Origin of the sequence: Sphingobium limneticum (genome assembly GCF_008710165.1) — a bacterium.
Classification (GTDB): Bacteria; Pseudomonadota; Alphaproteobacteria; order Sphingomonadales; family Sphingomonadaceae; genus Sphingobium; species Sphingobium limneticum.
This window is the reverse complement of sequence record NZ_VYQA01000028.1, coordinates 1-24,120: the sequence shown is the minus strand read 5'-3', so window position 1 is coordinate 24,120 and position 24,120 is coordinate 1. Positions and strand designations below refer to the sequence as shown.

The following is a 24,120-nucleotide window of genomic DNA, read 5'->3' as shown; positions in this document are numbered from 1 at the left end:
TCAGTCCAGAATCTTGTCGATCGTGATCGGCAGGGACCGCACCCGCTTACCGGTCGCGTGAAAGATCGCGTTAGCAATCGCGGCAGCGGTGCCGACGATGCCGATCTCGCCAAGGCCTTTGACCCCGAGCGGGGTCACTTCGGGATCGGGTTCATCGACGAAGATCACCTGGATATCGTGGATGTCGGCGTGCACGGGCACATGGTATTCGCCGAAGTTGTGGTTCATCCAGCGTCCCAGCCTGTGGTCGGGGAAGGTCTCTTCGTGGAGCGCCATGCCCACGCCCATCACCACGCCGCCGAGGATCTGGCTGCGCGCGGTTTTCGGGTTGATGATGCGGCCAGCGGCGACCGCATCGACGATGCGGGTGACGCGCACCACACCCAGTTCCTCGTCCACCTTCACCTCTGCGAAGATCGCGCTGTGGGTGTTCTTTGACTTGTGCAGACCCTTCCACATGTCGCCGAAGCCGGGCGCCGCGGTCTCCTCTTCCTCGATCTCCGTCAGGTCCGCGGCGTGCATCGCGTCGCCGAACGGCACCCTCACGGTCGGCGTGTCCTTCAGCACGATGCAGCCGTCCTCAAACAGCACGTCATCCATCTTAGCGTCGCCCAGCGGTGCACCGGCGATCTTGCCGGCCGCCTTCAGGAGCTTCTTGCCGACCGCCTGGCATGCGAGCTGTACCGCCGCACCGGTCGATGCCGCCCCCCACGATCCACCTTCGACCGGGGCGGTCGGCAGGTCTGAGTCGCCCAGCTTGGCGGTGATCTGCTCGGGCGGCAGGCCGAGCGTCTCTGCGGCGACCAGGGTCATGACCGTGTAGCTGCCGGTGCCGATGTCCGACGTCGCGCACGCTACTTCCAGATGTCCGTTGGCCGTGAGCTTCGCGCTTGCAGACGTCTTGGAAAATTGCGCGTCCCACATGCCGGTCGCGCAGCCCCAGCCGACCAGCTCCTTGCCATCGCGCATCGAGCGCGGCTCGGCCGAGCGCTCGCTCCATCCGAACGCCTCGGCCCCTTCGCGAAACGCCTCTCGCAACGCCTTGCTGGTGTAGGGCGTGCCATTCATCGCATCGATGGGCGAGTAGTTGACGAGCCGGAACTCGAGCGGATCGACCTTGGCCTCATAGGCCATCTCGTCGATCGCCATCTCGAACAGCGTCATGCCGGTCGCCGCCCCCGGCGCGCGCATGTCCGCCGAGGTCGCGGTATCGACTTGCGCGACGGTATATTCTGCGTCGGCATTCGGGCAGTCGTAGTTCATCAACCCCCAAGTGACGACGTTCTCCATATTGTCCTCGTAGCGCGAGGTGGAGGTGGTCGCCGCGTTGCGGATCGCGGTGAGCTTGCCGGTCGTCTCCGCGCCCAGCGCGATGCTCTGGATCGCCTGCGGGCGGTAGGCGTGGCTGAACATCTGATTGCGGATCATCGTGACCCGCACCGAGCGCTCCAGCTTCTTGGCCGCAAGGACCGCCAGGAACACCTGATGCTGCGGCCGGAGGCCTGAGCCGAAGGCGCCGCCGACATAGGGGTTGAGCACGCGTACCTTCTTTTTCGAAAAGCCGAAGACGCTGGCAAGGTAGGCATGCACCCCCTGCGAACCTTGGGTCTTATCCCACACGGTGATGCTGCCGTCGCCGTGCCATTCGACGGTGGAGCCGAACATCTCCATGGGATTGTGGTGTTCCGGCGCGAGCCGGTAGTCGCCGGCCGCCTTGAGCGGGGCGTCCGCAAACGCCTGCGCCGCGTCTCCGCGGTTTTTCGGCGCCATGTAGCCGCTGCGCTTTTTCTTCGGCACGTACTTATCGCCGACCGCAACCTCGAAGTCGGTATTGTGCGCCTCTGCCGCGTAGGCGACCTCGACCACGCTGGCGGCGTAGCGCGCTGCCTCGAACGTCTCGGCCATCACCAGCGCGATGGGCTGCTGGCTGAACTGGATGCGATCATCGTAAAGCGGACGGAACGGCGAGCCGGGAATCTTCAGCTCGTCCTGGTAGCTGTGGTCGGTCCAGGCGACGTGCGGCCGGTTCAGGTGCGTGATGACCTCGATTACGCCGGGGACAGCGCGCGCCGCCTCCTCGTCGATACTGACGATCCGCCCTTTGGCGATCGCTGCCTCGACGATGTAGCCGTACAGCAGGTTCTCCACGGGATGCTCAGCGGCGTAGCGCGCCGTCCCGGTGACCTTCTCCACGCCATCGACACGGTTGATCGCGCTGCCGATCCCGATCTTCGCTGCGGTAGCCATGATGTCTGCTCCTTACGCGACGCGCTTGTCGGTCTGCGATTGCGGGGTGGCCTCGGCGGCCTGCTTCAGCGCACGGATGATCCCCTTGCGCGCGAGCAGGATCTTGAAGTCGTTCTCGCCCTGACCGACCGCCCCGGCGAGCAGGGCGTCCGCGAAGGCGCCGAACGCCTGCGGCGACGGCTGCTGGCCCTTCAGCAGCTTCTCAGCTTCCGTGCTGCGCCATGGCTTGTGCGCAACGCCGCCGAGCGCCACCCGCGCTTCAGCGATCGTGCCGTCTTCGACCCGCATCACGACGGCTATCGACACCAGCGCGAAGGCATAGGACAGACGATCGCGCAGCTTCAGGTAGGTGTAGTTCTGGGTGAAATCCTCGGCCGGCAGGTCGATGCCCGTTACCAATTCGCCTGGCTTCAGCGTGTTGTCGCGCCACGGCTCGTCGCCGGGTAGCCGATGATAATCGGCGATCGGGATAGCGCGGTCGCCGTCCGGGCCGGTCACCTGGACGGTTGCATCGAGGACCGCCAGCGCCACGCACATGTCCGACGGGTGCGTGGCGATGCACTGGTCGCTCGCGCCCAGGATGGCGTGGATGCGATTGACCCCGCCGATCGCGCCGCAGCCCGAGCCCGGTTCGCGCTTGTTGCAAGGCGTGGCGACGTCGTAGAAATAATAGCAGCGCGTGCGCTGGTTGAGGTTGCCGCCGTTGGTCGCGGCATTGCGCAGCTGGGGGCTGGCGCCGGCGAGGATCGCCGAGGACAGCAAGGGATACCGCTGCTCGACGCGCGCGTCCCACGCAGTGTTGGAGTTCGGCACGAGCGCGCCCAGCCGCAGTCCACCGCCGTCCAGCTCCTCGATCGCGTCCAGCGGCAGGCGGTTGATGTCGATCACCGTCATCGGCCGATCGACGTTCTCCTTCATCAGGTCGATCAGGTTGGTACCGCCCGCCAGATAGCGGACCTGCTCTCCGGCACCTGCCTGCACCGCTTCGGCGACGCTGGCAGGGCGGGCATAGTCGAAGCGGTTCATGCCTGCTCTCCGATCACGTCGAGCACCGCATCGATGATGTTCGAATAGGCGCCGCACCGGCACAGATTGCCGCTCATCAGCTCGCGGACTTCCTCGCGGGTTTTAGCCTTGCCTTCATTGATGAGGCCCTGCGCCGAGCAAATCTGGCCAGGCGTGCAATAACCGCACTGGAACGCGTCGTGGTCGCAGAAGGCGGATTGCAGCGGATGGAGGTCGCCCGGTTGGCCCAGCCCCTCGATCGTAGTGATCTCCGCCCCGTCCAGCGTCACCGCCAGCTTGAGGCACGAATTGATGCGGCGCCCGTCGACCAACACGGTGCACGCGCCGCACTGACCGTGGTCGCAGCCCTTCTTGGTGCCGATCAGGTCTTCGCCTTCCCGCAGCAGGTCGAGCAACGTCGTCCAAGGCTCGATCGCGCGGGTGCGCGTCTCACCGTTGATCGTTAGCGTGGTTGGCACCGTGCCGATCGGCACGGCGGCGTATGTGGCGGAGTTGACGGCTGTCGGCATGATCTGCGCCTTCTTGCTTCGGGTCAGGCCGGGATGGCAGTGATGTCGGCGGTGTTTTCCTCGGCAACCCCGTTCTCGCGGTGGCGAAAGGCGGACAGCGCACGATACACCTGCAGCCGCGCCCTCATCACCGATCCGAGCGGCCGATGCGCGGCCAGGCTATGCGCGGGACGAAAGGTCATCACCTCGTCGAAGTAGCGCACGCGCGCCGGGCTGTACGCCTCCTGCGCAGGGATGCGGACCGTGGCGACGGTGCGGTACTGGCTGTCCTGTGACGGCCACTCGACCGAGGCGTCCTCGATCGGCTGCGTCTCCGCGTTCGCCCAGAGCTGCACCTTCAGCTCAAACACCGCCTCATGGTCGCGGAAGTAATCGGTCGCGGCATGGCGGAAGCCGTCCTCGTCTTCATACGGATCGAGCTGCCACTCGCCGAGCGCGTCCTGCGCCTGCGACGCTGGCACGGCACCGAGCTTCGCGACATAGTCGCCGTAGCGCAGCGGGGCCTGGCTGAAATAGTCGTCGCCGATCGGGTGGCTGAACGGATGGCCGAAGAAATCCGCCTTGGCATAGGCGGTGTTGAACAGGCCCAGCACCTTGTTGAAGTTGCGCGCCGTCGAAGACACCGCGCTCTTGACGCCCTCGGGCATGGGCGTGGCGGCGCCGATCGTCTTCGCATCGCTCAGGAAGCCGCTCGCCGTGCCCGACGGAAAGGTGCGCCCCGTGGCAAGCACGAAATCCTGGGTTGGTGCATCGTGCCCGGGCAGCTTCTCGCCCTCGACCCCGAACACCTTGATCGCCATGCCGCGGTGTGTCGACACGCGATCGCCCAGCGACTCGCCTGGGCCCTGCGCGAAGCGGATCGCGACGTCGTAGCTGCCCGGCTCGGCGAACAGCCCCTGCGCTAATTCGGGGGGCAGGTCGTCGGCAATCGTCAGCGTGCCGACAACGCAGGCCGTGCTCTTGGCATGGCTGGCGCGCACGGCATGCTGCTCACGCTTCTCGACCACCTCGCTCTGCTGGGTCATCCCCTGGATGATGCCGTCGATCGTCGCCTGCTCGTCTGGTTCGAGCGTCTCGATGTCGTCGCGGTACCGCAAGTAGGCCATGACGATCCTCAGCGGATCGGAGCGAAGGAGAACAACTCGGTACGGATGGACGGCGGCGCGCCCGGCTTGAACCATGGCGTGTCCTGGATGTGGCTCGCGGTGACGTAGATCGTCCCGTCAGGCCCTTCGGCGAACGTATCGGGCCAGCGCAGCCGTTTGTCGGTTAGGACAATCTTGGTGGACGTCCCGGCGAGCCGCCGGATCGAATAGTCGGTCGGCGAGGTGATGTAGAGGGTGCCCGCCTTGCTCATCCACAGGCCGTCGGCGACGGCAGTGGTAGCGACTGTCTTCACCGCGGCGGCGCGGTCGCGCTCGCTGACGTCGGAGCGCAGCTTGTCGGTGGCGATCGAATAGAGCGTCTTCCCGGTCAGCGCCTGCCAGTAGAGCGTCTTCCCGTCATTCGAGATCGCGATGCCGTCGGACGCGAACGTAGGCTGCCGCCCATCGGGGCGAACAAGCGGCTTTCCCTCGATGGCGACGGTGACGCTCTTGTCGATCTGGGTCGACGGATGGCCATCAAGCGCTCGGAAGCTCTTTCCGTCGTCCAAGTCGACGACGATGATTGCGCCGCGCGTGCCGCTGTCGGTGATGTAGCCGGTCCGGCCATCGGGCGAGAACCGAATATCGTTGAGGTAGGTGCCCTGCAACGCAACGTCGCCAGGCACCGCGATGACCTTGGTCACCTTGTTCGTCTTCAGGTCGATGCGGACGAGCTTCGGCGCGCCCTCCAGGATCTTCTCGTTGCCGGGCGCGCCGGGATCGAGCACCCAGAGATTGCCTTGGCCATCGGGAACGATCGACTGGACGCAGACAAAGTAGTCGCCAACCGGCATTTCGTTTGCCCTGGCGTTGCGCCAGCTGTTCCACTTGGCGTCGGGATAGGGCCGGAGCGACCCATTCGGCATCACCTCCGCAACCGAGATCGGCGCGTCGTCGGTCCAGCGCGGGAAGTTGACGAAGCGGCGCCCGTCAGCCGAGACGGCGACGCCGGTAACCTGGTGGTCGAAGCGTGCCACCTGCGTTAGCGCGGCGCTGCGTCCCGTCTGGGCATAAGCTGCTCCCGCCAGCGCTATCGTGAAGGCTCCTAGCCCGATCAGAACACCGCTTTTCCGCATCTGTCCGCTCCTGTTCACCGGACGCAACGCGCGACGGTTCACTCGTCAACGACCGTGGCCCATGCTTAGATCCAGGAAAACCACGAATAAAACAGGTTAGACAGCGTCTCCACGACCGGGAGCTCAGAAGCCCCGTGCCGCAGCTGAAGTCACAACCGAACGGTTTTGACCTTCAACAAACCACCGTGGCTGTTGAAAAAGTCCTACTGAAGGCTGCCGATCGTCTGTCGAAATCGCCTTTTTAGATTATGCGAGAGGTTTGCTTATCCGGTTCCACCTGAGACATCAGGAGCCACCTTGGGGTCGGGATCCTGTGCCTTGCCGGTTGCGGGTGCCGCTTTCTGGCTCGGCATAGCGGTGAGATAAGCAACGATCGCGTCAACGTCCTTCTCGGCCACCGGCGCCTTGTACACCTCACGCATCTTGGTGACGGTCGCCTTCCACTGGTCCGCCGATAGCGCAGGCTGAGTTAGCGCCATGCTGGCCGAGTGGCACGAAGTGCAGTTGGCGTTGATGACGTCGGCGTGCGGACCATCGGGGTAGGTAGCGTCATCGACCGGCAGGTCGACGCTGGTCGAGGCGAGCGAAAAGCCGCGGGCTGAGACGCTGGTGGGCGGTGCCGGCTCGGATGTCTCGGAGATCGGGGCAGGCGCCTTGCGGCTGCTCGGCGCCCCGATCGAGACGAGGATAATGCCGGTCAGGCCGATCAGGCCAGCGGCCATGATGCCGGGAGACGGGGTCTTCATGCTACTCGCTCCTCAGGCCGCGATGATGGTGGTGGTCTCGATATTGCCGCGCATGAACCCGCCCGGGTTCCAGATCGGCTTCATCGGCTGGGCGACACCGTTGGTGTTCCAGCAGCGCACCATGATCGGGTTGGCACCGCGTCGCAGCGGCACGCGACCATCCCACCGACGGAAGCTGTACCTGCCCTCGTCCGCTCCGAGCGTCGTCCTGTACCAGGTGCGGCCTCCGTCCGACGATACATCGACCTTGGCGACGCCGCAGTCGCCGCCCATCGCGATGCCGCCGACCGGGATCGATGCCTCATAGGCTATCGTCTGGCCATCGGGCAGGCTGGTCATCCAGCTGCGCGGGATCATGCGGTTGATGGGGACAGTCGGGAAGTCTCTGGCGCCGGGCGCGACATTCGCGCCCGGCGTCGCGGGGATCTTGTAGGCCTTGGCCATCCAATACTGGTCGTCGGGGCCGGGCAGTACCTCGATCGAGTTCAGCATCTTGACCCAATAGGTCGAGTACCAGCCCGGCACGATCAGCCGGCAGGGAAAGCCATTGAGGAGCGGCAGCTGCTCGCCGTTCATGCCGAAGGCGATCATCACTTCGCCGTCGCGGGCATGGTCGATGTCGAGCGCCTTCTCAAAGTCAGGGGCGCCCGCCACGACCGGTTGATCGAGCGCACCGAAGCGCACCTGCACCGCGCCTGTCTTGACCCCGGCGAGGTCGAGCACGTCGCGCAGGCGCACACCGAGCCATTTGGCATTGCCCATCGCGCCGTTGCCCCATTGCGCGCCGGCAACACGTGGCTGGAACAGCCCACGGCTGTTTCCCGAGCATTGGTTGACCGCCGCCATCTCGACCCGCGGCAGGCGCAGCAGCTGGGCGAGGCTGATCGACAGCGGTCGGTTGACGTGGCCGAAGACGTTGAGGCGGAAAGTCTCGACATCGATCGAGGTCGGGATGTCGGCCCAGTGCCAGCGGACGAAGAACTGGTCGTTGGGCGTGAACACCGACTTGTCGAACACGTCCATCGGCGTTTCCAGCAAGGGCGGATGGACACGCTGGAGGATCATGCTGCCCTTGCCGGGAAAGGCGCTGGTCATCGGCCGTTCGGCATTGCCGCCAGGCAGCTTCAGGTCGACGAGCTGCTGCGCCAGTGCCGGCGCGGCGGCAAGGCCGGCGGTACCGAGCGCGGCATGCCTGAGAAAGCGGCGACGGCTGGTCTCACTCGCCAGTTCGGCGTCGAAATTGTCCATGACAAGGCTCTCCTGTGGCCAGCCACGCTGGCGGATCGAAGGGGCGTTTCGCAAGTGATCGGACCGACTGATCCGATCATCATGGCGGATCAGTTCGGGGTGGCGATGCAGGGTGAGACGAACAGGTTGCCGCGCCATGCGCCGGCCAGCGTCTTGGCGCCGACGAGCAGCCACATCGCCGCAAGCGCGACTGTCAGCACCGTGCCGACGAAACCGAAGAAACCGAGGTTCAGCGTCGTGCCTAGGCGTAAGGTGGCGACGGTGTAGACGCCGAGCGGAAAGGTATAGCCCCACCAGCCCAGGTTGAACGGGACGCCGGCGCGCCAGTAGCGGATGGTGATGAGCGTCGCGAGCGCCAGCCACCACAGGCCGAAGCCCCACAGGCAGAGTCCGGCCACAACGCCGATCCCTTGCGCGACGGCACCGACACCGGCCAGCCCGTGCGCCGCGAGGATAGCCGGCGCGTCCGCCCCGAGCACCAGCATGCCCAGAGCACCCGTGCCGATCGGTCCCAGCGCCAGCCAGGAGGACGCCGCCATGCTCTCCTGCGGCAGTTTGTGGAGCGCCATGCGCAGGATGAGGATGGCGAGGATGCCGAACGCGACCGGCACCGAATAGGCCCACAGCACATAGGAGGTCGCAAGCGTGACGAGCTGCGCGTGAGGATCGGCCAGATGCGGCGCGAGCAGCCCGCCGCTGGCGCCCGCCACTTCGGCAGCGACGACCGGCAGCAACCATACCGCGGTCATGCCGTCCAGGCTGTGCTCGTGACGGGTGAACATCATGTACGGGATCAGCACGCCACAGGCGAGCGACATGGCGGCGTCGATCCACCACAGGACGTGTGCGACCGGTACGATGCCATTCCCGAACCGTGCGATGCCGAAGGCGAGGCAGCCGTTGATGATCGTCGCGAGGCCCATCGGGATGGTGCCGATGAACATCGACACGGTGTTATGCCCGAAGATGCGCCGCGCCTCGTGCCCGAACATCACCCAGCGCGCGCCATAAAGGCCGGCGAACAGCGCGAAGAGTGCGATATTGAAGAACCACAACACCTCGCCGACGGGTTTAAGCGAAGGCCCGATGCCGGGCACCTGCGGCAGCGCGAGCGCGAGGATACCGGTGCCCATCGTCGCGGCGAACCAGTTGGGCGTGAACTGACGAATCATCTCGCGGGGATGATCGAGCCGGCTGAGCGGCTTGAGGCCGCTGAGAACGGAGTGCGTGTCGGCAGTCATGCGACCTGCTCCTTGATGAGGTCCGTCAGCGCGTCGGCCGCGCGGGTGCGATAGCGTTCCTTGTGGCGCAGCGCGTGAAAGGCGCGGTCGGGCAGCCCGAGCGGCAGCTCGACAAGGTCACCGGCCTTGAGCGCGCGCGCGACGACCAATCGCGACAAGACGGCAACGCCGGCACCCGCCTCGACGGCGGTGCGCACCGCCTCGTTGGACGGCAGCGTCATCGCTATCGTCAGCTGGGCCGGATCAAACCCGCGCGTTCGCAGCACGTCCTCGAAGGTCGAGCGCGTACCCGATCCCAGCTCACGGACGATCCAGCGTTCAGTGCGCAGCCAGTCCTCGTCGACGCGCCCGGTGTCCTCGCGGCCGACCAGCACCATCGGATCACGCCCGACATGCCAGTGGGCGAGCGCCGGTTCGTCCACCTCGCCCTCGACGAAACCGAGCTCCGCCGCGCCGCTCAGGACCTGCGCTGCCGCACCTTCGGTGTTGTCGATCGCCAGTTCGACCGCGATCTGCGGGTGGCGTTCGTGGAAGGCGGCGAGCTTTGCCGGCAACCAGTAGCTCGCGATCGTCTGGCTGGCGACGATCCGCAATGAACCACGGGCAAGCCCGGCATAGTCCGCCAGCATCGTCTCGGCATGCGCTGCCCGCCCCAGCACCGCGCGCGCTTCCTCCAGAAAGCCGCGGCCTGCTTCGGTCAGCTGGATGCCACGCCCGACGCGGTGAAACAGAGGAACCCCGTAGCGCGCTTCGAGGGCAGCAATCGCGCCGGAGGCAGCGGACTGCGTGACGTTCAGCACCTCCGCTGCCTTGGTGACGTGTTCGCGCTCCGCGACACCGACGAAGATTCTGAGCTGCTCCAGGGTCATGCAGCATATATCGCGTACTTAGATCGATACGACCAACCGTTTGATATGGTCATTCCAATCTGGATATCGGAATGATCGGCAGCCTTTCGTCTGCGATGGTCTCGAAGACTTGGAGCGTTAGGCGGGCCTGCGACGTTTGATCGTCCATGACCGCTCATCACTGGCGGGGTGATCCTTGCGATGCTCGTCCTGTTCGTCGGCGCGCCGCTGGAACGCCACATCCGCGAGCGAGCCCGCCTGACGCCGGCCGAGGCCGCCAGGAAGGATGCCGAGCGCAAGCCCTGATCGCGCTGGCCCGCCCGGTGCCTGTCGGCGCTGAGGAGCAGCAAGGGCGCTATCAGGACACCAGCGCCGCATCGGCCTGCCGCCGGACTTCATCGGCAATCGGATGCAGCTCGGCCGCAGGCCGCTCGCCCACCACACTATAGCCGATCCCGTCGACTGCCCATGTGACCCGGCCCATGGTCCCGCTGGACGTGCTGGTCATGCTCGCAGTCTTGTCGATCTGCATAGGCCTCGTCAGCACCGCGAGTTTCGACGCTTGCGGTCCGTCGTAGAGGAGCAGTGCCGCAGGGCCGTGAGGCGTCGCGACCAGTCGCCCCCCACCATAGCGATAGCCGGCTGTGCTGAGGTCCGGGATGGTGACGCGCTCACCCAAACGGGCGGAGGTCCATCGGATCAGCATGGCGCGCTGATCCGGACCGATCTCCGCCGGTCGTATCCGGTCGGCGGCATAGACACGGAAATTGTCACTCGCCTCGTTGGCCAGCGCCGCGATGCCTGCGCGGGGTTCACCGCTCCACTTCGCGCTCGACCAACCACCGCCAAACCCGACCGCCAGCAGAAGTGACGCGGCGATGGCGAATTGCCATCGCGGCTGACGTTGCCGCCCCCTGATGGCTGCGACGCGCATCGTCGCCGGGATCGGTTCATCCGCGATCGGGGCAAACAGGGATGCAAGGGCTCGCGCCTGCTCCGCCTGTTCCCGCAAACGGGCATGCAGGTCCGGCTGGCCTTCAAGATAGGCGTCGACCAGGCGCTGCCGCTCGGGCGACAGCCTGCCATCGATCCATGCGGCCAGATCGTCCTCGCCGATCGGGCTGGTCATTGCACGCTCCTCAATCGCGGCCGTTCACCCTCCCGGAGGAGGGTCGCCAGTCGGTCGCGCGCCCGGGATATGCGCGACATCACCGTGCCCAGCGGCACGCCGACAACGGCAGCGACCTCCGCATAGGGCAGGCCCTCGACCGATACGAGGAGCAGCACCGTTCGCTGCTCCTCGGGCAACGCATCAAGGGCGCGCAGCAGGTCGCGGTGGTGTAGGCCTGTTTCCTGATCGGCCGGACGGCCGAGCGTGGCGTCGTCCACGAGGTGGAGCGGAACCGCTGTGCCTCGCCGGCTATGCTGCCGCTGATGGTCGACCAACAGATTGTGCAGGATCGTATAGACCCATGGGCGCACCTCCGCCCCGCGTCGTTGTCGCCAGCGCCCGACCGCGCGCTCGAGACAATCCTGCACCACGTCATCTGCCATTGCCCGATCGCGCAACCACGACCGGGCATAGCGGCGCAGACCGGGGATCAGGGGCTCGATCGCGGCGGCAAGCGGGTCCATGTCAGTCGCGCTGTACCTGCACGATGCGTCCCGGCGCGCCGTTCACCACCTCAGCGACCGCCAGAAAACGGCGGGGCGTCGCGGTGCTGCCTTGAACGATCTGCCGGATCGGACCCGACGCGTTGACGATCGCCGCACCCGCCGGGTTGCTCATGAAGTTGGCAAGCGGCTCTACAGCGCCGCTACCATCCGCGTTGGCGGTCAGCACGAGCATGTAGGGCTTCTTGGGCTGCAAACCGGTAACGGCACTCTGCACGACCTGAATGATGCCTTGGTCGAAGAGGGTGATGCTGCTTGCCGCACCCTTGCCGCCGATCGGCCCCATAGTCAGATGCAACGCCTTGCCGGCCGTGCCGAGCGGCTGGAGATTGTCGGTGCCGGGGCCTGTCGGAACAGCGTTCGGCACATAGGCGATCGCCTGCGGTGCCTGTCCGACCGGCACGGTAGCGACGACCGTGTTGCCAGCGGTGTCGATCGCGGCCAGCTCATCGGCATTCTCCAGCCCGACATAGATGCGCCGACCGTCGCCGGACGGCCAGACACCGTGCGGCATCTTGCCGACTGGAATGGTTGCCACCAGCGTGAAGTCGGACGTGCGGAACACCTTCACCGCATTCTCCCCGCCGACCGTCACATAGGCGAACTGCCCCTTGGCCGTGCGGGCGAAGTTGACGTGATTGGTGATCGGCCCGGTATCCAGCACCTTGAGGATTGTGAAGGGTGGCCTGGCATCGAATGCGACCGTCTTGCCGATGTCCTTTAGCGTAAACCACGCCTGCTTGCCGTCCGGCGTCGCGGCGATGTTGGGGCAGAATGGGCTCGGCTGCGCCACCTGTCCGACCTGTGCGTGGGTTGCGACATCGAACACGGCCAGCACCGGATTGAACGAGGAACAGACATAGCCGTATCGCCCATCGGGCGAGAAGATCGTCATACCCGGACCACCGGGCGTCTTGATGCGGCCGGTTTCCTTGTACGTCGCGGGATCGAGCACGGCGATATAGTCCTCGCCGCGAACGGTGACCCAGACCTCCTTTCCGTCCGGCGTGAAGAACGCCTCGTGCGGACTGCGCCCGACATAGGTCGTGTGTTTGACCGTGTTGGTGGCGGTGTCGATCCACGACACGGCATTCGATCCGATCGACACGACCGCCAAGGTCTTCCCGTCCGGCGAGAAGCCCAGGCCGTGGACCAGCACTTGTCCCTTGTAGAGCGGGGAGAAGTTCATCGGCTGCGGATCGCCGAGCTTGATGACGCCGAGCAGCCGGTTGTCGGCCGGGTCCGTCACCGACACCGTGTTGGAGAATTGTTCGGACGCATAGACGCGGTCGCGGTGGCTGACGGGCATGTCCTTGGCGTTCCACGGCGCCTGCTGCGCCATGGCGAGGCCCGGTGCGGCGCTCATCAGCAAGGCGGCCGAGCGCAGGATGGTCCGGATCATGTCAGTGCTCCATAGGGCTGTGGTGGTCGCCGCCCTGCGTCGGGGCCGGCGTCGAAGGCGGTAGCGGCTGACCGATCGCCAACTTCATAGCGGCAATCTCCTGCTGCTGATCGATGATGATCTCCTGCGCGATGCGCTTGAGCTGCTCGTTATGGCCGTAGCGCAGCTCCGCCACTGCCATATCGATCGCACCCTGATGATGCGGGAGCATCATCGTGACGAAGTCGCGGTCGACGTTGCCGGACGGCTTGACCATCATGCCCGCCATCATCCGGTCCATCGCGGCAGCCACCATGCTGGCGTAACCACCGGCAGGGGCGGCCGCGACTGCGCCTGTGAGCAGGGCCGAAGCAGTCAGACCGAGCATCCAATATCGTCTACGCATAAGCCTCCGGCGCATCAGTCCTGAAAGCATAGACGACGCTCGTCCGGGTTTATTCCATGGGTGAGCCGGTTATCAGCCTTCCCGATTGGGAACCTCCAACGGGACGACCGTGACCGACACAAAAATCCGCTGTATGCCCGCCGGGGCTTTCCCAAAATATGTTCCCGAAATATGAGTCCCGAAATTCGCTGTTTGAGATGGGATAACGGGACTCATGCTGGTTGGTTATGCGCGTGTCTCGACCTCCGACCAGGACCTGACGCTACAAACCGATGCGCTGACCAAGGCTGGCTGTGAAAAGCTGTTCACCGACAAGGTGAGCGGCGCGAAGCTGAACCGTCCCGGTCTGACCGAAGCTCTCAATTTCGTGCGGGCCGGTGACACGCTGGTGATATGGAAGCTCGATCGCCTTGGCCGATCGATCGGGGGCCTGATCGAACTGGCGGCGGACTTGTCCGCTCGGAAGATTGATTTCCGGTCCCTGACGGACGGGTTCGACACGGCAACCCCATCGGGCCGTCTGCTGTTCCATATCCTCGCTTCTGTCGCGGAGATGGAGCGCGAACTGATAAAGGAACGGACGATTGCCGGTTTGGCAGCGGCACGGGCCAAGGGCGGCACGGGCGGAGGCCGCAAGTCGGTCATGACGCCTGACATGCTCGATACCGCCCGCAAGCTGCTCAAGGCTGGCGACAAACCGGCGAAGGTCGCGAAGCTGCTCCAGGTCGGCCGTTCTACCTTCTATCGCCACTTCCCTGCGGCCGAGCGCGAACCCGGCTAACCGGCGTCAGAAGATCGTCGCGTAGTAGGATTGCTCGAACCGGCCACGGCTGATCCGGGCCATGCGCTCGATGCGTTCCGGCACCGGGGGCGGGCGACGGTTCCGGGCCGGTCTTGCGTCGGTGCGGGCTAACAGCACGAGATTGGCAATGGCCGCGCCCAACAGAAACTCTTCTTCGGCACCGCGCAGTCCGCGAAGGTGCAGGCGGGTCAGCCCTCGCTTGCCTTTGGCATCGGCGAACACCCGCTCGACACCCCGGCGCAGCCGCATCGACCGCTTGAATAGCGGCGTCTGCATCTCGCCGCGCACCATCTCACGCACGTCCTCATATTCGCTGTGCGTGACCGACCTGTTGCTGCCTGCGGTGCATTTCCGTTTGAGGTGACAGGCGCGGCAATCGGCAGGACTGGCGCTGTATCGGAGAAAGCCCGCCCGACGATCGGCACCGCGAAAGGGCAGTATCTTCCCAGCGGGGCAGACATAGCGGTCCTGCTCCCGCTCATAGCGGAAGGCTTCGCGGGGGAATTTGCCCTTGGTCTGTTCGGATCGTTCCAGCACCGGGATATGCGGGATGGTGCCGCGATCGGTGACGAACGCCAGGAACGCAGCGCTGCCATAGGCGGTGTCGGCCGCGACACGCTTTGGCCGATAGCCGAACCGATTGTCGGCCCGTGCCAGCATGGTCCGCCCCGCATCGACTTCCGCGGCGAAGCGGGCGGGACTGGCCTCCACGTCGATCGCCACCCCTCCCGGCGTGTCAATCAGGACATTGAAGGCATAGCCGAACCGGCCCCGCGCCGTGCGCGCCGACCATGCCGACGCCGGATCGGTGCGTGACACCTCGGCCGGTTTGCCACGCGGTACGCCATGTTCCTGCGGTGGAGCATTGGCCTGATCCGCCAGCCATTCACAAACCGGGCGGGGAAGCCGGGGCGCGGCCATGTCGGCGTCCCGCATCTTGCGCTGCCAGCTTGCATCGGCCGCGACGAACGATGCATCGATTGCGGCATCCTTGTGGGCGATCAGCCCCGCATCGGCGCAGCGCCGCACCGTCTGCTCGAACAGGATGCGGAAGATGCTAGCATCGCGGAAGCGGCCATGCCGGTTCTTGCTAAACGTCGAGTGGTGCGGCACCGGCGCGTTGAGCGGCAATCGGCAGAACCAGCGATAGGCGAGGTTGAAGCGGACTTCCTCACACAGACGGCGCTCCGACGTGATGCCATAGAGGCGAGCGATCAGCGCCATGCGGACCAGCAATTCAGGCGGGATCGAGGGACGCCCACGGCAACTGTAGTGCGGCGCGAGCGCATCGCGCAGTTCACCCAGGTCGATCAGCCCGTCTATCCTGTGCAGGATATGATCGGCGGGGATCATCGCTCCCAGCGCCCGCCAGCTTGCGCCCTTGCCGCCTCGCTGTTGCTCACCCATCATGGCCGCTGCTCCCGATGTGTCGAAGCAGGGAACCCGTTAGGAACGCGATCGGATCACCCGGCCTTTTTTCAACAGCCCCGACCGGTTTTGACACCTAAGTGGTTGTATATTGGTCAAGCAATTCGATCACGGCACAACTCGCCGCCCCGTCGCCCTCGCAACGGTCGATCGTCGTGGCAAGCAGGCTTTCGAGTTGCGCTAGGTCTGCCATTTTCGCGCGAACCCGCTCCAGGTGGTGGGCCGCGATCTCGCGGACCTCACTGCACGACGCCTGCGCGGGACCGCCAAGTGACAGGATCGCGCGCACCTCGGCCGGGGTGAAGCCGAGTTCACGCGCGCCACGGATGAATCCAAGGACGCGGACGTGGCCGGCCCCATATACTCGCCGGCCCCCGCTCGTGCGGGGTGGGGTCGCCACAATGCCGACGCGCTCGAAATAGCGGATCGTCTCGATGTTCACGCCGGTTCGGCGCGACAACTCGCCGATAGCTAGGCCTTTCTCATCCCTCATAATTCGCTTGCTCCTGTAGCCGCTACAGGAGGCATTAGGGGGTTATTCCGCCGGAGACGACTGATGAATAAAAGGATTTTGCCGCACGAAACCCTGGCCGCTTCCGCATCGCCACGCCGCGCCGACGCGGGGCTATCCGCCCTGGGTGCGCTGGCGAGCTTCGGCGCGGTCCTAGCCGCCGCATCCTGCTGCGTCTTGCCGCTCGCGCTGGCGGCGCTGGGCGTGGGGGCGGGCCTGTCGAGCACCTTCGCCGCGCTGATGCCTCTGCGCTGGGCCCTGACGGCGCTTTCCCTCGTCGGCCTGGCTGCCGGGTGGTGGGCGTATGTGCGGCGTCGGAGGACCTGCGCTGCGGATCGGTCCTGCACCGTGACCCTACCGTCCCGCGCAACTCCGATCATGCTCACGATCGGCACGACCCTGACGCTGACCGCGCTGATATGGGATCGCATTGAAGCGCCGCTTATAAAGGCGCTTTCCTGATGCAGCTCACCTCCACGCTGACCTGTCCCGAGTGCGGCGGTGTCGCGACCGAGACGATGCCCACCAACGCCTGCCAGTTCTTCTATGATTGCCGACATTGCGCGGCGGTGCTGCGGCCCCTGGCCGGCGACTGCTGCGTGTTCTGCTCGTTCGGCGATGTCCCATGCCCTCCGATTCAGGAGGCGAAGGCGAACGGGACCGTGGCGGGCTGCTGCGGGTGAGGGGGTATCGCACCTTTCAATCCGGGATGAGCGCGTAACCCCGGATTTGTAGATTCGCCAAGGTTGTAAGCGCCGAATCATCGATCTCAACGCCCGAAGCCACTTGGTTCGGCATGATCTCATTTCCGACCATGGCCTGACTGCAAACGCGGATTGAAACACCGGCTTTCTGGAGAGCGGCAATCAGCGCAGCGTTCGGGTTGGCCGCTACCTTCATACGCGCCGCATATGGCGCGTTCTGCAGGACGAGCGGGGTCGCGGGACCATGAATGATGACGGCGATGTCACCAGCCGGATGGACCTTGTCCGCGCCTAGCAGGTTCACGAAGCGCGCGACCTTCTCAAGGCTGGGATTCACTTTGTCGGGAGAGCTTGCGGCCTTGGTGACATTGAACAAGACGCGGTAGCGAAGCTTGGGATCGGGCCGCTCGGCAGCACTGGGCACGGCCACGATCCCGCCAAATCCCGGTATTACGGGATAAACCAGATTATCCTGTGCAGCTAGCGAGGTGCCGCCGGTCAGCATCGTTGCCGCGAGCAGAAATGTGGCGAAAGCTCTTTTTGGCAACCTTGCTCTCCTGTTGGACGGTAGGCGCTGCATAAACTCTCCAGAAGTGGGAGCCTACGCCTACGCAACACTGAACTGGCCCATCATTCCATTATCCTCATGTTCAAGGATATGGCAGTGATACATGAAGGGAGCGCTCTTGGCCGGCTGATCAAATCGGATGAGAAGCTCCACCGGTTCCTTGACGAGGACCGTGTCGCGCGGCCCCTGGTCGAGAACATCGGGCTGCCCGCCACCGCGGGTGAGAACATCAAAGTGGACGCCGTGAATATGGATCGGGTGGCGCATCATTTCGCCAGACACCTCCCATATTTCGGTGGAGCCTAGCTTCACCGTCTCATCGATGCGATTCATGTCGAATGGCTTGCCATTGATCGTAAGGCCGCCACCGCCGCTTCCTGAGCCCATCATGCCGCCCATGCCCATGTTGAGGCTCAGACGGCGACGGCGCACCGCCTTGCTGGCGTCGGGCCCAGTTCGTGATGCCAGAAGGGTCGGCACGACGCCGCTGGCACGAGCCTGTCCCAACGGCCGTGGTTCAAACCGCAGCACGGTCGCTGGTGCCGCGGCATCGGTCCTTCGGGCGCCACGCCCCATCATACCCATGCCGCCCATCATCGAGCTGTTGGTATCAGCCGCCGTCACCAGCGAGGCGGACCTACCGTCCGTGAAGTCCACGAGAAGCTCGGCACGTTGGCCCGGCGCCAAGGTTATGGCTTCCAATGCCACTGCGTGTTCGAGCAGCCCCCCTTCGGTTCCGATCCAGTGAAAGCTCCGCCGATCGGAAAACGACAGCTCATAAATCCGCGCGTTCGATGCGTTGACGAGCCGCAGGCGAACCAACCGATTTGGCACCGCCGCCAGCGGATTCACCGCGCCGTTCACAAGGATCGTGTCGCCGCGCCGGCCCTGCATGGCGACCATCATGCCGCCTGGCATGACAAGGCGACCATTTTCGAACTGGCGATCCTGGATGAGCAGGGGCAGATCGTCCACGCCATATTCTGACGGGAGCCCCAGGCCCTGCTCTTCGTCGTCGGTTACCAGCAACGCCCCAGCCAGGCCCGAATAGACTTGCTCGGCCGTCAACCCATGGACGTGTGAGTGATAAAGGAGGGTCGCTGCGGGCTGCCGGATCGGGAGCGTGGGCCGCCAGGTCGCGCCCGGCGCGATGATCTGATGGGGGCCGCCATCCAGCTCTCCGGGGATCAGAAGCCCGTGCCAATGCACAGTCGTGTCCGCGTTGAGCCCGTTGGTCACGACAGCCGCCACGTCGTCGCCACGGCGCACCCTGATCGTCGGTCCGAGATAGCTGCCATTATACCCGAGCGTGTCACTCGGCCGGCCTGGATAAAATGAAGTCGTTCCGGACTGGACCCGTAGCGCGAATGAGCGGCCAGGCCGTGCGTCCAACAGCGGCGGCATCGGAAGCGGGTTTGCACCTCCCCCGCCGAGGCCCGGCGTGGAGCGCGAGCAAGCGGTGGTTGCGAACAATGCCGCTCCGCCAGCCAACAGCGAACGTCGATCGAGCATCTAAATCTGTCCCAGCGTGCAGCGCAGCTCGGAAGCGATACGGACAGCCTGGTCGATCAGCATGGGGTTACCTCGCACTCCGGCGCTTCGAAGGAGCCTCGATGGCTTGGCGAAATAGTAGCTCACGGGGGGAACCTCCTAGCTGGCGCTTGATCGAACACCACTCCATCATATATGCTACATATAAGATGTTTGGAGCAACTGTGCCACCTTCCCTCGTTAAAATGTCTCCGGAGCTTCTGGAGGAAAAGGCCGGCGAAGCGGAAGCGTTCCTCCGTTCGCTTGCGAGCCGGCACCGTCTGATGATCCTGTGCAGCCTGCTCGGCGGGGAGTTGTCGGTAACCGATCTGGGCGAACGCCTCGGACTGACACAGTCGAATTTGTCCCGCCATCTGGCCACGCTGCGCGACGAAGGCCTGGTCGGAACACGGCGGGAGAAAACGACGATATTCTACCGCATCACGTCCGAGCGCGTGCTGCCGATCCTGACGGAACTCTACGCACTCTTTTGCGCCGGTGACGAAGCTGAGAGCAGAGAATCCTGACGATGGAGGGTTTCACCCCATTCTCGGCCATCGTGGGCGGCGCGCTAATCGGCCTCTCGGCTTCCTTCCTGTGGATCGCCAATGGGCGCATCGCTGGAATCAGCGGCATCGTCGGCGGGGTGCTTGCGCCTGTCCGCGGCGAGATGGCCTGGCGCGCAACATTCCTGGTCGGCCTGCTCGCCGCGCCCTTGCTCTACCGGGCGGCGGGCGGCCTGCTACCGGACCTCACGTCGCCGGCCCCAGTCGCCGTCGTGATCGCAGCCGGCCTTCTGGTGGGATTTGGGACTCGGCTCGGGAGTGGTTGCACCAGCGGGCATGGCGTCTGCGGAATAGCGAGGCTCTCGCCCCGCTCGCTCGCCGCGACAGGCGTCTTCCTCATCACAGCGGCCGCGACTGTGTACGTCGCCCGACACGTCATCGGACTCTGAGCAATGAGGAAGCTGCTCATCGCGCTCGCCTCGGGGCTCATTTTCGGCTTCGGCCTGATCGTCTCCGCCATGATAGCCCCCAGCAAGGTTCTGGCGTTTCTTGATGTCGCCGCGCCGTCGTGGGACCCGAGCCTTGCCTTGGTGCTGGCCTCGGCCGTCATGGTTTCAGCGTTGGGATTTGCACTCGGCCGAAGGCGCGATGCTCCGCTTTTCGCACCGGCGTTCAATGGGCCATCGTCCCGGTCCCTGGACAAGAAGCTTCTCTCGGGCGCGGCTTTGTTCGGCGTCGGATGGGGCCTCGTCGGCTACTGCCCTGGTCCGGCCCTGGTCGCCCTGAGCCTCGGAGCGCCGGCGGCGCTGGTGTTCGTCGTGGCGATGCTGGCGGGCATGGGCGTCTTCGCCCTTCAGGAACGTTATCGCGCAGCCAGGCCCGGGGCAAACCCATGACGCCGGTCGACATCCTCACGCTCATATCCGGTGTCGTCGTCGGCTTTACCCTCGGGGTGATCGGCGGCGGCGGCTCGATCCTTGCCCTGCCGTTGCTGCTGTATGTCGTGGGCATGAAGGACCCGCACGTCGCGATCGGCACGAGCGCGCTGGCGGTGGCCGCCAATGCCTTCGCCAACCTGATCCAGCACGCCCGGGCCGGAACCGTGAAGTGGCCCTGCGCCCTCGTCTTCGGGGCATCGGGCGTCATAGGCGCCCTGATCGGCTCCACCCTGGGCAAGATGGTGGCGGGTCAGCATCTCCTGGTGCTGTTCGCAGGCGTGATGATCGTGGTGGGGGTTTCCATGCTGCGCGGCAAATCCGGCGGCGGCGACCCGGGCGTGCGGATCACGCGCCCCATCGCTGTGCGGCTCGTGGCGATCGGCCTTCTCGCCGGCCTCCTGTCAGGGTTCTTCGGCATCGGCGGCGGCTTCCTGATTGTGCCCGGCATCATGCTCGGCAGCGGCATGCCCATCCTCAACGCGGTCGGATCGTCGCTGTTTTCGGTGGGAACGTTCGGATCGGCGACAGCCCTCAACTATGCCCTGTCAGGACTCGTGGATTGGCGCGTGGCCGGCTTCTTCATCGCTGGCGGGGTCGCTGGCGGCGTCGCCGGCATGCAAACCGCCATCCGGCTCGCCGATCATAAGGGCTTGCTCACCCGCATCTTCGCTTTCGTCCTGCTGGCCGTGGCCGCCTACATGCTGTTCCGCAGCCTGGGCGGGATCGGCGGCTAGACACCATTGGAGACCGATCATGATCTTTCGTCAGTTGTTCGAGCCGGAGTCCTCGACCTACACCTACCTCCTCGGTTGCCCGGAGACGCGCAAAGCCGTCCTGATCGATCCTGTCCTCGAAACGATCGAACGCGACCTTGCCGCGCTTCAGGAACTGGATCTCGAACTGGCTTATACGTTGGAGACGCATGTGCATGCGGACCACGTCACATCGGCCTGCTATCTGCGCAGCCTTACCGGCTCCAAGATCGCGTACCCCGCCATGGACGGCCTTCCCTGTGCTGACGTGGGGGTCGCCGAGGACCAGCCTTTGACTGTCGGCGAGCTCAAGCTTCAGCCGCTGTTTACGCCGGGGCACACCGACGCCCACCATACCTACCTGGTTGAGCAGCCCGATGGTCTTCGCGCCTTCACCGGCGACGCCCTGCTAATCGACGGCTGTGGCCGCACCGACTTCCAAAACGGTGACGCCGCCACCCTTTATCACTCCGTCACGCAGAAGATTTTCACGCTGCCGGGCGATGGTCTGATCTACCCGGCTCACGACTACAATCATCGCCACATCACGACAGTGGCGCAGGAGCGTGAACGGAACCCGCGCCTTGCGGGCAAGACCGTTCAGGAATTCGTCGCGATCATGGCCGCTCTCGATCTTCCCTACCCAAAGAAGATCGACGTTGCCGTTCCGGCAAACAAGCTTTGCGGTGATTGCCCGACAGATTTGCCGGAAATGCTGCGCCAGATAGGCGGCAAGTCCGAGCAGGGCTGAGCCATCCGATACAGGTTCATTTACAGGAGAAAGTCGATGCCAACACGCACCTCGAAACAACTGGTTTCCGAAGCGAATGCGATTGTCGAAACTATCGCGCCTGACGATGCAGCCAAACTTGTCGGCAATCCCAAGGTCCAGTTCGTTGACATCCGCGAGCCAGGGGAAGTCGCAAAATCGGGGCTGGTGGCTGGTGCGGTGCATGTCCCGCGTGGCCTTCTGGAATTCCAGGTCGATCCTGAAAGCCCCACCCACAATGCCAAACTCGCCAGTGGATCGCGGTTGGTGCTCTATTGTGGGTCCGGCGCCCGCTCGGCGCTGGCCGCAAAATCACTCAAGGAGATGGGCGTGGAGAATGTCGCCCACGTCCCCGGCGGGTTTGCGGCGCTCAAGGATGCCGGCGCTTCAATCGCACCGGAATAACCCATGGCGCGCTCGAGCGCCGCTTCTCGCAGGCAGGATACAATCCTTGGATAGCCATATCGCATTCGCCAGCCTCGGATTGAGCCCGATAGCCATCTCCATAGGCCCGCTCGACATCCGCTGGTACTCGCTGGCCTATATCGCCGGCATCATTGCCGGGTGGTGGTATCTGCTGCGGCTGCTGGCCCAACCAGCGGCCCCGATGAACCGCGCACAAGCCGACGATCTCGTGTTCTACGCGACGTTGGGCGTTATCCTCGGTGGCCGTCTCGGCTATGTGATCTTTTACGGTCCTGAGATGATCTTCGACCCCCTGCAAATCCTCAAGCTGTGGGACGGCGGCATGTCGTTCCACGGGGGTGCAGCTGGCGTCTCGCTCGCGCTGATCCTGTTCGCGCGACGACACGGCCTCGAATGGCTGCGGGTCCATGATTATGTCGCCTGCACCGTGCCGATCGGCCTGTTCTTCGGCCGCCTCGCTAATTTCGTGAATGGTGAGCTTTGGGGAAAGCCCACCGATGTGCCTTGGGCGATTGTGTTCCCCGGAAGTCGCGATGGCCTCGCGCGTCACCCGAGCCAGCTCTACGAAGCCGGGCTGGAAGGACTGGTCTTGTTTGCCGTGCTCGCGTGCCTTTTCTGGTTTACCAACGCCCGACGTCGCCCTGGCATGCTCGTCGGCGTGTTCCTTCTTGGCTATGGGCTCGCTCGCTTCATTGTCGAATTCTTCCGGGAGCCGGATGCCCAGCTTGTCGGCTTCACAGCCAGAACAGGGCTTCATATGGGTCAGTGGCTCACCGTGCCGATGATTGCCGCAGGTATCTATTTGATAGTCGCAGCTTGGCGCGCCGGCTCGCGCAACCAGCAGGGCAAATCAGTAAAAAGTGAGCCAGCAATCATGCCAAAATCGAGTTGCAGTGAATAGGAACTAGCGGTCGCTATCCTGCTGCTCCTCAAGGCTAGCACCAACTTTGATTGTGCATCGCACCGTCTCGCGCGTTCGGGCTGCGGCCTTGCTGCACCCTTCGATCGTTTCGCGATTGGCCAACACCATCCTGTCGGCCGCTATGATCGCGCGGAACGCGGTGGGCGAGGCGGCCTGCATCATCCGCTGCCCGCCTTCCCACATTGACAGGTCGAGCGCTCGCGCCGCCATCTTTTCCGGCCATTGCCAGCTCGCCGGCACGGCACGCGCGACGACGCCGGCGAACGCCGCCCAAAGCACCATGCCGAGCACCACTCCGCCGATCGCCGTCCACATCAACCAGCGGTTCTGCTCGTAGCCCCGCCGCGCCGATGCGGTGACGCCCTGAAGCGCCCGAGTTGCATCCTTCAGCTCTGCGGCTGCGGTCGCGATCGTCCGCCGGTCCTCGGCGCGGGCGTCACCGCCTGCCGCTACGATCCGGTCAACAACGTGACGCGGCGTTGCTCCGTCCCTGGCTGCCGTCACCAGCGCGTCGGCGCGCTGCAAGGTGGCGTCGATCTTCTGCACCATGCCCGCCAGCGTCTCGCTATAGGGGGCGTTTGCGGGAGGGGGCGGAATCCTACGCTAAGGATTTGGGCCAGCGATATTCCCCGGTTAGATTGATGTGTTCCCATCCCAACGGCGAGACGTGGGCGAGTAGATCAGGCGCGATATGGGTACCGCTGGCGGCCCGGGTAT

The 24,120-nt window shown here is 64.8% G+C and carries 29 protein-coding genes; 10 read left to right on the top strand and 19 right to left on the bottom strand.

Translation table 11 applies throughout. The features are described from left to right. From F4U95_RS22410 to F4U95_RS22350, 13 genes are all read right to left on the bottom strand, one after another. On the bottom strand, positions 1-2,247 hold the full coding sequence (locus tag F4U95_RS22410; protein WP_150426862.1) for a xanthine dehydrogenase family protein molybdopterin-binding subunit: 2,247 nt from the start codon (positions 2,245-2,247) through the stop codon (positions 1-3). A 12-nt stretch (positions 2,248-2,259) separates the two neighbouring features. Further along, positions 2,260-3,273: an FAD binding domain-containing protein gene (locus tag F4U95_RS22405; RefSeq protein WP_120252788.1), complete on the bottom strand. Its 1,014-nt coding sequence runs from the start codon at positions 3,271-3,273 to the stop codon at positions 2,260-2,262. Further along, complete coding sequence (locus tag F4U95_RS22400) at positions 3,270-3,782, bottom strand: (2Fe-2S)-binding protein (RefSeq protein ID WP_120252789.1); 513 nt, start codon at positions 3,780-3,782, stop codon at positions 3,270-3,272. The genes F4U95_RS22405 and F4U95_RS22400 overlap by 4 nt, the downstream gene beginning before the upstream one ends. Positions 3,783-3,805: 23 nt before the next feature. After that, on the bottom strand, positions 3,806-4,888 hold the full coding sequence (locus tag F4U95_RS22395) for a catalase family protein (protein ID WP_150412238.1): 1,083 nt from the start codon (positions 4,886-4,888) through the stop codon (positions 3,806-3,808). Positions 4,889-4,896: 8 nt separating this feature from the next. Then, a complete protein-coding gene (locus tag F4U95_RS22390) occupies positions 4,897-6,003 on the bottom strand; it encodes an L-dopachrome tautomerase-related protein (protein WP_120252790.1) in 1,107 nt (368 codons plus the stop codon). Positions 6,004-6,266: 263 nt separating this feature from the next. Further along, positions 6,267-6,749: a c-type cytochrome gene (locus F4U95_RS22385; protein ID WP_021224435.1), complete on the bottom strand. Its 483-nt coding sequence runs from the start codon at positions 6,747-6,749 to the stop codon at positions 6,267-6,269. Positions 6,750-6,761: 12 nt separating this feature from the next. After that, positions 6,762-7,997, bottom strand: a complete 1,236-nt coding sequence (locus F4U95_RS22380; RefSeq protein WP_021224436.1) for a molybdopterin-dependent oxidoreductase — start codon at positions 7,995-7,997, stop codon at positions 6,762-6,764. Between the two features lie 89 nt (positions 7,998-8,086). After that, positions 8,087-9,238, bottom strand: coding sequence for a TDT family transporter (locus F4U95_RS22375; RefSeq protein WP_037513249.1), 1,152 nt, complete (start codon positions 9,236-9,238; stop codon positions 8,087-8,089). Further along, positions 9,235-10,107, bottom strand: a complete 873-nt coding sequence (locus F4U95_RS22370) for a LysR family transcriptional regulator (RefSeq protein WP_021224438.1) — start codon at positions 10,105-10,107, stop codon at positions 9,235-9,237. Before F4U95_RS22370 ends, F4U95_RS22375 begins: the two co-directional genes overlap by 4 nt. 337 nt (positions 10,108-10,444) lie before the next feature. Further along, positions 10,445-11,215, bottom strand: coding sequence for an anti-sigma factor family protein (locus tag F4U95_RS22365; protein ID WP_021224441.1), 771 nt, complete (start codon positions 11,213-11,215; stop codon positions 10,445-10,447). Beyond that, positions 11,212-11,721, bottom strand: coding sequence for an RNA polymerase sigma factor (locus F4U95_RS22360; protein WP_021224442.1), 510 nt, complete (start codon positions 11,719-11,721; stop codon positions 11,212-11,214). The genes F4U95_RS22365 and F4U95_RS22360 overlap by 4 nt, the downstream gene beginning before the upstream one ends. Before the next feature lies 1 nt (position 11,722). After that, positions 11,723-13,162, bottom strand: a complete 1,440-nt coding sequence (locus F4U95_RS22355; RefSeq protein ID WP_021224443.1) for a YncE family protein — start codon at positions 13,160-13,162, stop codon at positions 11,723-11,725. A 1-nt stretch (position 13,163) separates the two neighbouring features. Then, complete coding sequence (locus F4U95_RS22350; protein WP_021224444.1) at positions 13,164-13,529, bottom strand: DUF305 domain-containing protein; 366 nt, start codon at positions 13,527-13,529, stop codon at positions 13,164-13,166. A gap of 232 nt (positions 13,530-13,761) precedes the next feature. On the opposite strand from F4U95_RS22350, the gene F4U95_RS22345 reads away from it, so the two are divergent. Continuing rightward, positions 13,762-14,328: a recombinase family protein gene (locus F4U95_RS22345; RefSeq protein WP_004212894.1), complete on the top strand. Its 567-nt coding sequence runs from the start codon at positions 13,762-13,764 to the stop codon at positions 14,326-14,328. Between the two features lie 6 nt (positions 14,329-14,334). On the opposite strand, the gene F4U95_RS22340 is transcribed toward F4U95_RS22345, so the two are convergent. Both F4U95_RS22340 and F4U95_RS22335 read right to left on the bottom strand, forming a co-directional pair. Then, positions 14,335-15,759, bottom strand: a complete 1,425-nt coding sequence (locus F4U95_RS22340) for a transposase (RefSeq protein ID WP_150426861.1) — start codon at positions 15,757-15,759, stop codon at positions 14,335-14,337. A gap of 94 nt (positions 15,760-15,853) precedes the next feature. Further along, positions 15,854-16,270 (bottom strand): MerR family transcriptional regulator, encoded by a 417-nt coding sequence (locus tag F4U95_RS22335; RefSeq protein ID WP_021224446.1) that lies wholly within the window; start codon positions 16,268-16,270, stop codon positions 15,854-15,856. A gap of 63 nt (positions 16,271-16,333) precedes the next feature. Here F4U95_RS22335 and F4U95_RS22330 point away from each other — a divergent pair, with 63 nt between their 5' ends. Together F4U95_RS22330 and F4U95_RS22325 are read left to right on the top strand one after the other, a co-directional pair. Beyond that, a complete protein-coding gene (locus F4U95_RS22330; protein ID WP_004213257.1) occupies positions 16,334-16,750 on the top strand; it encodes a mercuric transporter MerT family protein in 417 nt (138 codons plus the stop codon). Next, entirely contained in the window at positions 16,750-16,971 is a 222-nt protein-coding gene (locus tag F4U95_RS22325; protein ID WP_004213258.1) for a GDCCVxC domain-containing (seleno)protein, read from the top strand. The genes F4U95_RS22330 and F4U95_RS22325 overlap by 1 nt, the downstream gene beginning before the upstream one ends. A 16-nt stretch (positions 16,972-16,987) precedes the next feature. Here the strand turns inward: F4U95_RS22325 and F4U95_RS22320 are convergent, their stop codons facing one another. Then, a complete protein-coding gene (locus F4U95_RS22320) occupies positions 16,988-17,539 on the bottom strand; it encodes a DsrE family protein (RefSeq protein ID WP_326868476.1) in 552 nt (183 codons plus the stop codon). Positions 17,540-17,599: 60 nt separating this feature from the next. Next, positions 17,600-19,072, bottom strand: coding sequence for a multicopper oxidase family protein (locus tag F4U95_RS22315; protein WP_007016074.1), 1,473 nt, complete (start codon positions 19,070-19,072; stop codon positions 17,600-17,602). A gap of 188 nt (positions 19,073-19,260) precedes the next feature. Here F4U95_RS22315 and F4U95_RS22310 point away from each other — a divergent pair, with 188 nt between their 5' ends. The 7 genes from F4U95_RS22310 to lgt are packed head-to-tail and all read left to right on the top strand — an operon-like array spanning position 19,261 to position 23,382. Beyond that, positions 19,261-19,617 (top strand): ArsR/SmtB family transcription factor, encoded by a 357-nt coding sequence (locus tag F4U95_RS22310; protein WP_218036647.1) that lies wholly within the window; start codon positions 19,261-19,263, stop codon positions 19,615-19,617. A 2-nt stretch (positions 19,618-19,619) separates the two neighbouring features. Continuing rightward, complete coding sequence (locus tag F4U95_RS22305) at positions 19,620-20,045, top strand: YeeE/YedE family protein (protein ID WP_004213265.1); 426 nt, start codon at positions 19,620-19,622, stop codon at positions 20,043-20,045. A 3-nt stretch (positions 20,046-20,048) separates the two neighbouring features. Further along, positions 20,049-20,492 carry a DUF6691 family protein gene (locus tag F4U95_RS22300; RefSeq protein WP_004213266.1) on the top strand — a complete coding sequence of 148 codons (444 nt, stop codon included), beginning with the start codon at positions 20,049-20,051 and terminating at the stop codon, positions 20,490-20,492. Then, positions 20,489-21,268, top strand: a complete 780-nt coding sequence (locus F4U95_RS22295) for a sulfite exporter TauE/SafE family protein (protein WP_004213267.1) — start codon at positions 20,489-20,491, stop codon at positions 21,266-21,268. The genes F4U95_RS22300 and F4U95_RS22295 overlap by 4 nt, the downstream gene beginning before the upstream one ends. A gap of 19 nt (positions 21,269-21,287) precedes the next feature. Further along, on the top strand, positions 21,288-22,037 hold the full coding sequence (locus tag F4U95_RS22290) for an MBL fold metallo-hydrolase (protein ID WP_120252792.1): 750 nt from the start codon (positions 21,288-21,290) through the stop codon (positions 22,035-22,037). 36 nt (positions 22,038-22,073) lie between these two features. Then, positions 22,074-22,460: a rhodanese-like domain-containing protein gene (locus F4U95_RS22285; RefSeq protein ID WP_004213269.1), complete on the top strand. Its 387-nt coding sequence runs from the start codon at positions 22,074-22,076 to the stop codon at positions 22,458-22,460. 46 nt (positions 22,461-22,506) lie between these two features. After that, entirely contained in the window at positions 22,507-23,382 is an 876-nt protein-coding gene (gene lgt, locus F4U95_RS22280) for a prolipoprotein diacylglyceryl transferase (RefSeq protein ID WP_007016079.1), read from the top strand. A 3-nt stretch (positions 23,383-23,385) separates the two neighbouring features. Here lgt and F4U95_RS22275 read toward each other — a convergent pair whose 3' ends face one another. After that, positions 23,386-24,000, bottom strand: coding sequence for a DUF6118 family protein (locus F4U95_RS22275; RefSeq protein WP_228222247.1), 615 nt, complete (start codon positions 23,998-24,000; stop codon positions 23,386-23,388). A gap of 1 nt (position 24,001) precedes the next feature. Next, the coding region (locus F4U95_RS25585) for a Tn3 family transposase (RefSeq protein WP_150426860.1) at positions 24,002-24,120 on the bottom strand (119 nt) is incomplete at its 5' end.

Bases quoted from the DNA above. Each gene is read 5' to 3' on its own strand.
- F4U95_RS22410 (WP_150426862.1), bottom strand. From the start codon at position 2,247: ATGGCTACCGCAGCGAAGATCGGGATCGGCAGCGCGATCAACCGTGTC.
- F4U95_RS22405 (WP_120252788.1), bottom strand. From the start codon at position 3,273: ATGAACCGCTTCGACTATGCCCGCCCTGCCAGCGTCGCCGAAGCGGTG.
- F4U95_RS22400 (WP_120252789.1), bottom strand. From the start codon at position 3,782: ATGCCGACAGCCGTCAACTCCGCCACATACGCCGCCGTGCCGATCGGC.
- F4U95_RS22395 (WP_150412238.1), bottom strand. From the start codon at position 4,888: ATGGCCTACTTGCGGTACCGCGACGACATCGAGACGCTCGAACCAGAC.
- F4U95_RS22390 (WP_120252790.1), bottom strand. From the start codon at position 6,003: ATGCGGAAAAGCGGTGTTCTGATCGGGCTAGGAGCCTTCACGATAGCG.
- F4U95_RS22385 (WP_021224435.1), bottom strand. From the start codon at position 6,749: ATGAAGACCCCGTCTCCCGGCATCATGGCCGCTGGCCTGATCGGCCTG.
- F4U95_RS22380 (WP_021224436.1), bottom strand. From the start codon at position 7,997: ATGGACAATTTCGACGCCGAACTGGCGAGTGAGACCAGCCGTCGCCGC.
- F4U95_RS22375 (WP_037513249.1), bottom strand. From the start codon at position 9,238: ATGACTGCCGACACGCACTCCGTTCTCAGCGGCCTCAAGCCGCTCAGC.
- F4U95_RS22370 (WP_021224438.1), bottom strand. From the start codon at position 10,107: ATGACCCTGGAGCAGCTCAGAATCTTCGTCGGTGTCGCGGAGCGCGAA.
- F4U95_RS22365 (WP_021224441.1), bottom strand. From the start codon at position 11,215: ATGACCAGCCCGATCGGCGAGGACGATCTGGCCGCATGGATCGATGGC.
- F4U95_RS22360 (WP_021224442.1), bottom strand. From the start codon at position 11,721: ATGGACCCGCTTGCCGCCGCGATCGAGCCCCTGATCCCCGGTCTGCGC.
- F4U95_RS22355 (WP_021224443.1), bottom strand. From the start codon at position 13,162: ATGATCCGGACCATCCTGCGCTCGGCCGCCTTGCTGATGAGCGCCGCA.
- F4U95_RS22350 (WP_021224444.1), bottom strand. From the start codon at position 13,529: ATGCTCGGTCTGACTGCTTCGGCCCTGCTCACAGGCGCAGTCGCGGCC.
- F4U95_RS22345 (WP_004212894.1), top strand. From the start codon at position 13,762: ATGCTGGTTGGTTATGCGCGTGTCTCGACCTCCGACCAGGACCTGACG.
- F4U95_RS22340 (WP_150426861.1), bottom strand. From the start codon at position 15,759: ATGATGGGTGAGCAACAGCGAGGCGGCAAGGGCGCAAGCTGGCGGGCG.
- F4U95_RS22335 (WP_021224446.1), bottom strand. From the start codon at position 16,270: ATGAGGGATGAGAAAGGCCTAGCTATCGGCGAGTTGTCGCGCCGAACC.
- F4U95_RS22330 (WP_004213257.1), top strand. From the start codon at position 16,334: ATGAATAAAAGGATTTTGCCGCACGAAACCCTGGCCGCTTCCGCATCG.
- F4U95_RS22325 (WP_004213258.1), top strand. From the start codon at position 16,750: ATGCAGCTCACCTCCACGCTGACCTGTCCCGAGTGCGGCGGTGTCGCG.
- F4U95_RS22315 (WP_007016074.1), bottom strand. From the start codon at position 19,072: ATGCTCGATCGACGTTCGCTGTTGGCTGGCGGAGCGGCATTGTTCGCA.
- F4U95_RS22310 (WP_218036647.1), top strand. From the start codon at position 19,261: ATGTTTGGAGCAACTGTGCCACCTTCCCTCGTTAAAATGTCTCCGGAG.
- F4U95_RS22305 (WP_004213265.1), top strand. From the start codon at position 19,620: ATGGAGGGTTTCACCCCATTCTCGGCCATCGTGGGCGGCGCGCTAATC.
- F4U95_RS22300 (WP_004213266.1), top strand. From the start codon at position 20,049: ATGAGGAAGCTGCTCATCGCGCTCGCCTCGGGGCTCATTTTCGGCTTC.
- F4U95_RS22295 (WP_004213267.1), top strand. From the start codon at position 20,489: ATGACGCCGGTCGACATCCTCACGCTCATATCCGGTGTCGTCGTCGGC.
- F4U95_RS22290 (WP_120252792.1), top strand. From the start codon at position 21,288: ATGATCTTTCGTCAGTTGTTCGAGCCGGAGTCCTCGACCTACACCTAC.
- F4U95_RS22285 (WP_004213269.1), top strand. From the start codon at position 22,074: ATGCCAACACGCACCTCGAAACAACTGGTTTCCGAAGCGAATGCGATT.